The sequence below is a fragment of the Legionella massiliensis genome (genome assembly GCF_000756815.1).
Classification (GTDB): Bacteria; Pseudomonadota; Gammaproteobacteria; order Legionellales; family Legionellaceae; genus Tatlockia; species Tatlockia massiliensis.
In genome coordinates, this window is sequence record NZ_CCVW01000003.1 from 212800 (window position 1) to 225049 (window position 12250).

Genomic DNA, 12250 nt, shown 5'->3' on the forward strand with positions numbered 1-12250 from the left:
CCAATCTTTTTTGTATGATGTGACAATTGTGTTTAAGATATTGCGCCTGCTATTGTGTTTAAACCTTCTGCTGCTACAAGCCTGCCAACAGAAAGCAACATTAAATGCAGACACTATGATTCACTCACCTAAACAGCACAATGCAGCTGTGTATAACACGCAGCTAGGACTGGCTTATTTAAAACAAGGTGATAGGGTAAGAGCTAAACGCAAATTGATTAGAGCATTAGATTTAGCGCCAAAATCTGCCGATACAAATGCTGCTATGGCCTATTATTGTGAAAAAACAGGGGAGCTAAGCGATGCGCGCAATTATTACAAAAGGGCCTTGTCTTTAGCACCGAATAGTGGCGCACAATTAAATAATTATGGTAGCTTTTTATGTCGGCAAGGTAGCTATAAAGAGGCAGAGAGCTATTTTCTGAAGGCGGTTAAAGATGCACGCTATCTGAATACGGCGGGAGCTTATGAAAATGCGGGGCTGTGTACAGCTCTAATTCCTGAGTACACTAAGGCTGAGTATTTTTTTGCCAAAGCGCTTGAACAAGACCCCCAAAGAGCACAGTCACTCTATGAATTAGTCAGGATTGAACTTAAGCAGAATCATGCGAATAAAGCGCTAGCTTATATTAAACAGTACCAGAAGCTTGCTTGGCATGAATCCTCTTTGCTTGCATTAGCAGTAGAGGCTTCACATCAGTCTGGTGACTTAAAGGCTGAAAAAGTTTATAAAATGCGTTTGAATAATTTAAATTCTACGGACCATACCGGAGCTAACAATGAATACAACAACTTTAATGGATGAAATTCATAACGGTACTCAAGATAAACCTGGCATGCAATTGGCGCTGGTGCGAGAGAAAAGAGGGTATAGTCAGGAATATGTTGCAGGAAAATTGCATCTCAGAGTTAGGATTATTGAGCTTTTAGAGTCAGACGATTATGAGCAGATGCCAGAGCCTGTATTTATTAAAGGCTATTTGAGAGCCTATGCCAAACTCTTAGGCGTTCCTGCTGAGCCTTTACTTGAAACCTTCAATAATATGTATACAACAGAGCGAAAACTGGAAAAGGCGCTATGGCAATCTAAGCGTGAATCCAATAAGGGTGAAAGGGTACTGCGCCTTTTGACAGGTCTTATTGCGGTAGGCGCGGTTGTAGCTGTAGGTCTTTGGTGGCAAAAAAATAAAGATAATCAGCAAGTTTTTTCGGCAAAATCTGCACCGGTTGTTGCTGAGGTAACACCTTCCGAAACTGAAGTTCGCTTAACTGATCTATCAAAAATGCATTCAGTGCTTAACCCTCCGAGTTTTAATAATCAAATAACCCCTATGGAGACAACTGGTGGTTGAGAAGATTCAAGCAATTCGAGGTATGAATGACATTCTGCCTCAACAAACACCTGCCTGGCAGCGTCTTGAAAGCGCTTTTAGCAGCTGTTTGCAGCTCTATGGTTATCAGGAAATTCGTTTTCCGATGTTGGAAAGTACGCAATTATTCAAGCGAACGATTGGGGAAGTTACCGATATCGTAGAAAAAGAGATGTATACCTTTACAGATCTCAATGGTGACAGCTTAACCCTAAGACCAGAGGGAACAGCTGGTTGCCTGCGTGCCTGCCTGGAACATGGTTTACTACATAACCAGCAGCAAAAGCTCTGGTACATGGGCCCTATGTTTCGTCATGAGAAGCCACAAAAAGGTCGGTATAGACAGTTTTATCAGTTGGGCGTGGAAGCTTTTGGTATGGCTAACGCTGCTATTGAATTAGAGCTAATTGCCTTATGCAAACGCTTGTGGACTATTTTGGGAATTAATGAAGAAGTTCAACTGCAGATTAATACCCTGGGTGAGTTAAGTGAGCGCCAAGCTTATCGCGCTAAATTGGTTGACTACTTTAAAAACCATTTTGACAAGCTTGATGAAGACTCTAAGCGCCGTCTTGATAAAAATCCTATGCGGATTCTTGACTCTAAAAATCCTGAAATGCAGGCCTTGATTCATGATGCACCACGATTGATTGATTCACTTGGGGCTGAAAGTAAAAAACGCTTTAGTAATCTCTGTGAAGGTTTAACAAAACTGAATATTCCCTATTCAATTAATCCCTTTTTGGTTCGTGGCTTGGATTATTATGGCCATACCGTTTTTGAATGGGTCACTGACAAATTAGGCAGCCAGGCAACTGTCTGTGCCGGTGGGCGCTATGATGCTCTAGTCGAACATTTAGGGGGTAATCCAACCCCGGCAGTTGGTTTTGCCATGGGTGCAGAGCGCTTGCTGCTCTTGCTTGAAACGCTTGCTGTACCGCAAGAACTTGCTAAGCTACCCTCAGTCTTTATCATTGCTAGCTCTGATGAGGCTATGCAAGAGGCCTTGCTTCTTGCCGAAAGTTTACGTTCTAGCAATCCGGGATGGCAAATTATCACAAATACTGTGGGTGGCGGATTCAAGAGTCAGTTTAAAAAAGCAGACAAGAGCGGGGCGGATTTTGCCTTAATTTTAGGTGAAGACGAAATTGCTCGTGGAGAGGTTAGTGTTAAAAATTTGCGTACTTATGAGGAACAAATCACTATCTCTCAAAATGAGCTGAATAATTTTTTAAAAAGTCGTTTAGGTCTGGACGCCTAAGCATAGTTTTATGCATAAAAAGAGCAATAGCAGGAGAGTATGATGTCTGTTTACATGACAGAAGAAGAACAGTTAGCAGCGATAAAAAAATGGTGGAACAGACACAGTAATACGCTTACTGTGGTGCTGTCCTTACTATTATTGACTGTTGCAGGCTTTAGATATTGGAATTGGCATCAGGAAAAAATTGCTTCGCAGGCCTCTACTGCATATGAGCGCCTTATGGTTGCTTTTTCAAATCAGGATGATAAAGGAATACAATCCTACGCTAATCAGTTGATCAATGATTATGGCAAAACCATTTACGCTGATGCTGCGCGTCTGGCTTTGGCTAAACAGGATGTAAGTAACGAGAAATATGATCAGGCACAACAATCATTAGAATACGTGGCCGCTCATTCAAAAATGCCAGCATTGAAACAAATTGCGAGAATAAGAGTAGCGCGATTACTAGCCTCAAAGAAAGCTTACGATAAGGCTTTGACTGAGTTGACCGTTGTTGATGATGCTGCTTATAAGCCCGTTGTAAATGAATTAAAGGGTGATATTTACGCGGCAACAGGCCAGTATCAACAAGCAATTCTTGCCTATAAAGAAGCTATAACAGAGGTTCGTACTAATGGAATGGGAAATCTATTCCTAGAAATGAAAACAAATGAGTTGGCTGCAAGGAATCCTTCCATGACTACAGGTGATGGATCTACACAGGCAGCTTAAAATAGAGTTGTTGCCTGGATTGAATGTAGCCTGGATGCAGCGAACTGATTGAGTAATAGGTTACTCATCTTCCGTCATCCTGAGAGTAGCGAAGGATGGCAGAGTGCTAGTCCCGGAGATCCTTCGCTACGCTTAGGATGACGGGTTATGTTAGGGTGACGGGAGTGACCTATTACCTGATTGAAGAGTGACAAAATTTTTTAGATATGATTTGGTTGAAGAGGAATTATGTTTAGTATTAATAAGAAACTAGTTGTGCTTGCTGCATGTCTTTCGCTACAAGCCTGTTCAAAGGTTGATGATTATATGTTGGGTAAAGACAATACACCCACCCCAGCAGCTCTCGAGCCGATTAATAACAAGGTTAAGATCACTGAAAAATGGTCGGTGCCAGTTGGTGGATCGCAAAGGGCAAATGCTCATCTTAAGTTAAAACCTGAAATTGTTGGCAATGTAGTTTACACCGCTGAATCTAATGGATTGATTCAGGCCGTCAATAAGAGTAGTGGACGATTGCTTTGGGCTAAAAAAGTAGACAGCGGCATTGTGAGTGGTCCAACTGTTAGTTCTGGTGTGATTGCTTTAGGAACTGATTCATCATCTGTTGTCTTACTAAAACAGTCCGATGGTAGCCAGTTATGGCAGGCAAAGGCTTCAGGAGAAGTCTTATCGAAGCCAGTTATATTTGGCTCTAAGGTTATTGCTAAAACAATTGATGGAAATTTATATGCCTTCAATCTCGCCAATGGCGAGAAACTGTGGATGTCTGAACATGGGGCTCCCAGTCTGATTTTAAAAGCAAGTTCTTCACCTGTGGTTGTTGATAACAAGCTGGTACTTGTTGGTTATTCCGATGGCAAAATGGATGCTGTTGATTTGCAGACTGGTCATTTGGTGTGGCAGCGTAGTATTGCATACGCCAGTGGCGCCAGTGATGTTGAACGTCTGGTCGATATCGATGCTGACCCTATAGTGCGCGGTAATGTTGCCTATTTAGCAAGTTACCAAGGTTATGTAGGTGCCTTATCTCTGACCGATGGTCAGTTTGTATGGCGAAAACCTGCCTCTGTTTATAAAAACATGGCTATTGATGGTAACACAATCTACCTGACTGACAGCGATGACATAATTTGGTCTATTAACAGGCAAAATGGTCAGGTCAATTGGAAGCAGGTCGCCTTGAAAGCCAGAGGTCTAACTGAGCCTGTGTTGATGGGTAATCGATTGATTGTTGGTGATAAGACTGGTTTATTGCATGTGCTTGCAACCCAAAATGGTGACTTAGTTTCCCGTGCTCAAGTTGGTGGGGCAATATCAATTGCACCTACAGTAACAGGAAATAATGTTTATGTTATGTCTACAAATGGCAGTCTAAGTCGTTTTTCTGTGAGTTAATTAATGATTCCTGTTATTGCCCTTGTTGGGCGCCCCAATGTGGGAAAATCTACACTTTTTAACCGGTTTACTCGCAGCCAGGATGCCCTGGTTGCCGATTTCCCTGGCCTTACCAGGGATAGACAATATGGACAGGCTCAGTTTGATGATAAGCCTTTTATTGTTGTTGATACCGGTGGGGTTGGTGTTGATGACTTAGCTGTTGATGCTTTAATGTCCAAGCAGTCAGAATTGGCTCTGGACGAAGCAACTCTCATTTTATTTTTAGTCGATGGTAGAGCTGGGCTAACCGGCATTGATGAAAGCATTGCTTTACGATTAAGAAAATTAAACAAGCCAGTTTTTCTGGTGATTAATAAAACAGATGGTCTTGATGAAGAAATTGCCTGTTCTGAGTTTCAAACCTTGGGTTTTTCTGAGGTTCACGCAATTTCCGCTGCCCATGGACGAGGTATCCATTCATTAATGGAGGCATTTCCACTTAATAGCGAAGTGCTTGTTGAAGAAAATAATGAACCGAAAGCAATCAAAATTGCCTTTGCAGGCAGGCCAAATGTTGGTAAATCGACGTTGATCAATCGGATTTTGGGTGAAGAGCGCGTTGTTGTTTATGACATGCCAGGAACAACCCGAGATAGTATTTCAATTCCTTTCGTCCGCGATGAGAAGCCCTATGTTTTGATTGACACGGCTGGTGTAAGAAGACGTTCTCGTGTTGATGAAAAGATAGAAAAATTTTCTGTGATAAAAACGTTGCAGGCAATTAAAGAGTCACATGTTTGTATGATGTTGCTCGATGCGCGCGAGGGCTTGACCGATCAGGACATGCATATACTTAGTTTTATAATTGAGTCTGGCAAGGCGCTTGTTATTGCAGTAAATAAATGGGATGGGCTTGATGAAGAGCATAAGGAGCAGGTTCGTGTGGAACTAACCCGCCGTTTGCATTTTGTTAATTTTGCTAAAATTCGCTTTATTTCGGCCTTACATGGTAGTGGTGTTGGCCTACTCTTTAAGGATATTGAGCAGGCTTATAGTTCAGCGACACAGGACTTATCAACGCCGAAATTGACTCGGTTATTACAAGATTTGATTACCCAACATACACCGCCTTTGGTGCATGGTCGGCGTGTGAAGTTACGTTATGCCCATGCAGGGGGACACAATCCTCCCATTATTGTTATACACGGTAATCAAGTAGATGCTTTGCCCGATAGTTATAAGCGCTATTTGTCAAATGCCTTTGTCGCTCATCTAAAATTGGTTGGTACACCACTGAAATTAGAGTTTAGAGGATCCAGCAACCCCTTTAAAGATAAGAAAAATAAGCTGACAGAACGGCAGGTTAAGAAGAAAAAACGCTTAATGAAGCGTGTTAAAAAGGGATAGACCTTTAGTACTGTGAGTTGTGAGACATCTTCTGAGTGTGGAGAGTCCTCAAACAATCATAAAAAGGATTTAAAATGAAGCAATTAAAGGGACTTTTTGCACTTCTAAGCCTTTGCTTACTGTTTTTTAGTCAAGTTTACGCTGAAACCTACACGACACCCCAGGCTTTTATGGATCTCTACTTCGACTTTACTGGCAATAGTGAAGTGGATTTTCCCAAGGGCAAGCTGACTATTCCCCAATACTTGTTGCAATCTGAAAAAACAGAGGCGAATCTTTTTACTGGCCCCCTAGTTCTATTTATTGATTCTTCAATTTATATCTACGATCAAAACAGAAAGTTGCTTTATAGCAAAGTTCTTCGCACAAATCGTTCTACGGGTTTTTTTGAGTTAACCGCTGTGTCTCATGTTGGTCCTGCGCTTTCCTATCTCGCTAAAATTAAAGAAAACGGTGATCCTTCATGGAAACCGGCGATGGCAAATCTTTTAGCTGATATTAAGAAGGTACGCGCCTTAAATGCGCAAAACAAAGATAATTGGTTAAAGCGCGGAAATTTTAAGCCCTGGCAAACACATCTTAAAGAGATTCAGGTGATGATTGACTATGCGATGTCGATGGCTGGTAATTATATTATCTCCGTACAAAATGGGGCTGAGTTTAATTTGAATTCTGTACAACAGGAATTTTTAAATGGTAACAAAAAATACCCTATTCCTTATAACTCAGTAATGGTTGCAACCTTTATGCTTACGGCCCTTGAGTCCATGAGCGAAGTTTACGATGACCTGGTACCTCTCAAATTAGACTGGTCAAAGGCGATGGTTATTATGCGCAATGTAGCAGGCTCAAATGTTTCAGCTGGTTTAACTGTGGGCACTAATTGGATGGTTCCCTTTGTTAATGCTCTTTCGAATAATCAGATTCCCGTTAATCGAATTATTATTGCCCCTTATGCAAAAGTCCTTGCTGATTTGGGACAAACTCCCTTAGCTGTGGCAAGCTATCAATACTATGCATCTGCTGTTTGGAGATCTATCTACAATCGCACAAGAATTGCAAAGGAAGTTTTTACTGGTTTGACAACAATCTATCTGCCTGGTCGTCCTGCAATTCCAGGTGACTATGGTTATTCTACAGCCAGCGACATTAACGATTTTATGGTTCGCTTGAAGCATTCACTAGCGGATTCAAGAGAAATGCTTTCCAATACGGTTGGTTTTTGGATGGCAGGGGAGTTACAAAATAAGGGCTGGGATGCTGCAAGAATTGATATTCCTGGCTTAACAACTGGTCTCCCTAAAGGAATAAAGACCTATCCACAACAAAATCCAGAAATCGATCAATAAGAGTTGCTGGTCTAACAAACCAAGCAAGCCACATCATTGAATAATGTGATTATTTAATGTACAATTATCAACTTAATCTATAATTCCTTCTTTTTCAGAAAAATTGTCTATCGATAAAGATATTAAGGGAGCTAGAATGAGCAATACCGAAAAAATAGTAGCAAATATTCTTTTTACCTTAGCTGATGATTCAAAAAATTTAAGGAAAGTCAGTGAGTTAATTGAAGAAGCTGACTCTAAAGAAGAGGTTTTTCAAGGTGTTTCTGAATATGTAAATATTCTTCATGCCATTCTAAATGAACACAGCGATTATAACCAAGAAGAGATAATAGAGTTCATAAATCAATTCTCTAAGTATCTTAATCTGAACTCTAAAGACGAAAATGGTCAGACCCCACTTCATCTTATTGCTAAGAAGGGATATTCAGCCGTTGCTCATCTGCTCTTTAATTCCAAGTTGCAGTTTATGGAACCCATGGAGCTGTTTTCTGTTGATAACGAAGGAAGACGAGCCGTTGATCTTGCCAGTGCAGAGCTTAAAAGCAATTTTGAATCTGCGATGCAAGCTGAGTTTATTAATCGCATTATTTTGGTACACCCCTTACAACCCAATTCAATTTTGAATTTGCTTTATATGACAGGCAAAGATCATCTTGTTGCTTATAATGTAAAAGGTGACTTTGATTTACCAAGAACGACTGCAAATGCGGTCGTAGTAGACGATACAATTCTTAGTGATGATGCAACAATCGGTGCACATCTGGCTTTTAACTCCCATCAATATTCAAAATCTTTTATTGATAGACCTCATGTACATTGGTGGTGGAATGGCTTGTTTCAGGCTAACTCTGGTGGTGACTGGGAGCTCTCTTATGTAGCTTTTTTTGAGCCTCTTGCTTCTATGGAAAAAGTCATGGGCTGTGCTCCATATGACACGATGACAATGGGAGCTCATCAATTTACTGAAAACTCCTGCCTACTAGTTCCTTTTGACTGTATTGAGCAATTAAAAGCCAGACTAAAGGATTATAAAGGAACAATCGTTGGTTTCGATCCACAAAATGAAACGCTAAGGGCCGCTGTTAATCGTATTATGCAAGAGAAATACCCTCAAGCTTTTAAACTAGTCGGTAAATCAGGTGATGACATCAACCAAGTGGCAATGTCTGGCGGTGATAGAAATTTCAACTTCGCCTTAGCGAAAGAACGGGGTTATAACTGCAGCACGGGATACTTTGAACAGCTTTCATTACAATGTGACAGTGAGACATCTATTCCTCTCATGCGTAGTGAAAAAGAGTTATTACTACCTGAATATAAACAATATGCAGCGGGTCGGTTTGTTGGATTGCATCGCAACTCACCAACCGATGTTGAATCTAATCGTTTAATTAAAATATTGAATACAGTATCTTGCCGTCCTGAGACAATTGAGCAAAACAAAAGACACTTTGCTGCTTGCGGAACAAAGCTTAACGAGCTATGCCTAGTAGAAGCGTTTAGGGTTTATAAAAAATTAACTGAATACTCTTCAAGTACAGGTATGCATGATTATGCAACTTATATACTTAAAAAGGCATTGGCAGCAGATTTGCTCGCTGTTCTTACAAATGGAGACAAGAGCTTTAGATCTAATCCAAATCTTGTAAGAAACCTCGTTGATTCTAACTATAAAGCACTATTGCATAGGGCAGAGGCTCTAAGCAATTCCGCAACCTTGCCATCTGATCCTGAACTTGAAGCCTACAAAACCTCTCAAATTGATGAGTATCGTTCGTTTTTGAAAAGTTTGCCTGAGTCCATGCATAAGTTTTCAAAGACCAGCCAATCTTTTTATTCCTCTGAGGCTGCTCGGTCTGAGAGTTTTTCAGAGAGAAAGAATAAGGATGATGAGGCACCAAGAATCGAAAGACGATAAAGATTGACTATACTACAAAATAACAACAGAGCTTTAAGGGACCTCATGAAATACAAAACGCCTAAAGATGTTGAAGATGCGCTAAATCTGCTGATTGAGAATCTAAAAAATTATCCTTCTACGACAAAGGAGCAACTTTTCCTTCGCATGAATGCGATTATAACCTTATTAAATAGTATAGAAACTAATGATTTACTCAGTTGTATGTTCAGAGCTAAGGTTTTGGAATGGGTATTACAAGAAAGCCTTCTGTTTAAGCACAACTATGCTAATGATGACTTCGAAATCAATAACATAGTGATAGCGGTTACTGAGTCACTACTAACTAATCTAAAAGCTTGTTTACTATTAAATTTTGGTTTAAAAGCACTTCCAAGCAATCTTCCTCAGCCTGTTTTGTCTGATTTGAAAACATCTGAAGCCCTGGATAAGGTGCTCGATGCGAAATATAAAGAATATTTTAACTTTTATGTAACCAAGACACATGAGACAGATATGAGGTCAAAAATGAATAGAATGGACTTTTTTTATTCAAGCGCAAAGAAGCAGATTGAAGCGAGAATAACCACAGATAGTGAAGCCCCTAAAACTTCAGAGCTTGGAGTTTCTGGAAAGCTATAAGCTAGAGATTAGGTCACCCCCATCTCGAACTCCCGCGGCTTGACCGCGGGATCTGTGGGCTCAGAGTGAAGAACTTCTAACCAGTAGATCCCGCGGTCAAGCCGCGGGAATTCGATACTGGAGTGGGGCTGACCTATTACTTTTAAACCAAGACAGTTGCTATTACGAAATTAGAGGAAGCTGCATTTTGTTGGCAGCTTCCTCTTGAAGGTTAGAATGTTAGGTTAATAACTGATTTACACATTAATGCCATTATCTATAGGGTTAACAACGCCATCATTCTCAATACTTCCTGCCTTCTCAGCTTCTATATCTTTTGCCAATTCGCTAGATAATTGAGAAGGCTGCTCTGACCAGATACTAAATTTGAGGCTTTGCTCCACAATTTTTGGCGGAGATAAAACTTTAGTATGAGTTTCTTGAAGAATAGCTCGATAAGCAGTTAAGTCAGGGCTATAGACTGTTACTCTGCTTAAGGCATCTTTTAGAGCTTCATAACTATTATCGACCATTGTTCTAAGTTGGTCAGTATCCAGCGGTTTAGGATTATTGTTTTGCTGATGATAGGCTCTAAAATCGGCGATTATTGCTTTCTTAAGCAAATACTCAGCAAAATCATGTGTACCAGTGCTTTGGTCATAAGCAAGAAGCGCTCGGTAACTGCTGTAAGCTTTTACGGAACAAAGATTGTTGACATTTTTATCGCCTACTTTGCCAATGAAATTAGCTAAGTTTGTGGAAATTTTACTAGGGTCTTTTGATACGTTTTTGAGCACTATAAAAACAGGATCTCTTTCTATGTCACTGACTGAACCATTGTGCATGCCTATATGTTTACCGTTGCCATATTCACTATAAGCAGGGAGTCTAACGTTGCTTGTACCAGTCATCAACGGCTTAGTGACGCCATTAATTTCTATCGAAACTGCATTAAAGTAACCATTGGCATGGTTATAGCCATTAGCAAAGGCATTATAGCCATTACTAGCAATAGTAATCGCGGATATATCATGACCATTACTATTTAAAAGTTTCGCTGCTTGGGGATAACTGGTGCTAATCTCTGCTCTGACTGCTTCTCGCAAGGATAAAGTAGTAGCATCATAGCCTTTAATCTGCCCTCTAAAAGTCCCAGTTTGTATGAGGCGTTCCGTAATTCGTTGAACATCACCTTGTGGTACTAAAATAATGGCTTTATCGCTAAGGCGATGGGGTCCCATAATTGTTGTGTCGTAGGGGGTAACTCCTTCAACATTAGCAAAACTGCTTAAAGGCTCTAACACAGCAATCGGAGCATCTTCCCATTCCCCCCCGCTATTTGCTTGGCAAAGCGAGTTCCATGTCCAATGAGTATGGGGTCTATCAACAAAACTATTAGTATAGAGATTGTTTGCAAAATCTAAATGACCACCAATCGTGCCGTTATTGGATATTAGGCCGTCTTTTAGCGCTAATGCGTTAACAACAGAGTTTTTTGGAGATTCAACGTCGAGAATATCAAATTGATTAGTGTCCATAAGATAATTGAAAATTGAATTTGGCGCCCAAGATTGTACTAAAATAACACGTTCAGGAAAGTCATTTTTCAATGCCTGTTTAAATATTGGTGCTGTATTAACACCTGCTAATGCATCAGGTGTACGTCCTTGACCATCAACAGAATATAAATGAGGTTTCTCAGCAAACTCAAATTGATCAGAGAGTAACAAGGTTGTTAGTTCAGGCAGATCATTTTTAGCAAGGCTATGCAGAACGGACTCGCCATTGTCTACTGTATTAGGATTAATGCTCTCTGAGTAGAGTGAGAGGAAGGCAATAAGGCAATCTTTATCATCAATGTCATCATACCTTGAAATAAATAGATGCAAAATACCAGGCAGAAACGCATCCCATTCTTGCACAAGTTGTTGTGGATTTTCAGAAGAGTTGACCAAGTCAAATAATTTCTGGGCTGAAATAACTTCCTCTGAGGCAAGATCCAAAGCAATAGTTTGTAGGATTTCATCATTATTTATCATATCAATCTCACATTTGTTTAATTAATAGTCATTATAAGAAGCATTTATTAACAATATATGAGCACTAATTGCTATTTATGGACGACAAGGGGTTTTAGCCTATTAATAAGAGGTACTGTATAGTTTTTAAGGACAGCAATCCAAAAGTCTGCGAGTGGTCTTTGTATCCGTTCAGGGGACATGTTTGAGTCTTGGCCAAAGTTTGGCTTTTC

At 40.3% G+C, this 12250-nt stretch carries 10 protein-coding genes; 9 read left to right on the top strand and 1 reads right to left on the bottom strand.

The annotated features are described in order from the left end of the window. Positions 1-28: 28 nt before the first annotated feature. The 9 genes from pilW to BN1094_RS12600 all read left to right on the top strand — a co-directional run bounded on the left by pilW (position 29) and on the right by BN1094_RS12600 (position 10020). A complete protein-coding gene (gene pilW / locus BN1094_RS12560) occupies positions 29-805 on the top strand; it encodes a type IV pilus biogenesis/stability protein PilW (RefSeq protein WP_043874807.1) in 777 nt (258 codons plus the stop codon). Continuing rightward, positions 780-1352, top strand: coding sequence for a helix-turn-helix domain-containing protein (locus BN1094_RS12565; protein WP_043874808.1), 573 nt, complete (start codon positions 780-782; stop codon positions 1350-1352). Before pilW ends, BN1094_RS12565 begins: the two co-directional genes overlap by 26 nt. Further along, a complete protein-coding gene (gene hisS / locus BN1094_RS12570) occupies positions 1342-2631 on the top strand; it encodes a histidine--tRNA ligase (protein ID WP_176695312.1) in 1290 nt (429 codons plus the stop codon). The genes BN1094_RS12565 and hisS overlap by 11 nt, the downstream gene beginning before the upstream one ends. A gap of 42 nt (positions 2632-2673) precedes the next feature. Further along, positions 2674-3348: a YfgM family protein gene (locus BN1094_RS12575; RefSeq protein WP_043874810.1), complete on the top strand. Its 675-nt coding sequence runs from the start codon at positions 2674-2676 to the stop codon at positions 3346-3348. 228 nt (positions 3349-3576) lie between these two features. Beyond that, on the top strand, positions 3577-4743 hold the full coding sequence (gene bamB, locus BN1094_RS12580) for an outer membrane protein assembly factor BamB (RefSeq protein ID WP_043874811.1): 1167 nt from the start codon (positions 3577-3579) through the stop codon (positions 4741-4743). Between the two features lie 3 nt (positions 4744-4746). Next, the gene (gene der, locus BN1094_RS12585) at positions 4747-6132 is read left to right on the top strand and encodes a ribosome biogenesis GTPase Der (RefSeq protein ID WP_043874812.1); all 1386 of its coding nucleotides are present in this window, start codon (positions 4747-4749) and stop codon (positions 6130-6132) included. Between the two features lie 74 nt (positions 6133-6206). Beyond that, complete coding sequence (locus BN1094_RS12590) at positions 6207-7481, top strand: DUF5624 domain-containing protein (protein WP_043874813.1); 1275 nt, start codon at positions 6207-6209, stop codon at positions 7479-7481. 136 nt (positions 7482-7617) lie between these two features. Further along, a complete protein-coding gene (locus tag BN1094_RS12595) occupies positions 7618-9399 on the top strand; it encodes an ankyrin repeat domain-containing protein (RefSeq protein WP_043874814.1) in 1782 nt (593 codons plus the stop codon). A gap of 45 nt (positions 9400-9444) precedes the next feature. Then, entirely contained in the window at positions 9445-10020 is a 576-nt protein-coding gene (locus BN1094_RS12600; RefSeq protein WP_043874815.1) for a hypothetical protein, read from the top strand. Positions 10021-10256: 236 nt separating this feature from the next. Here BN1094_RS12600 and BN1094_RS12605 read toward each other — a convergent pair whose 3' ends face one another. Beyond that, entirely contained in the window at positions 10257-12038 is a 1782-nt protein-coding gene (locus tag BN1094_RS12605) for a hypothetical protein (protein ID WP_043874816.1), read from the bottom strand. Positions 12039-12250 lie beyond the last annotated feature (212 nt).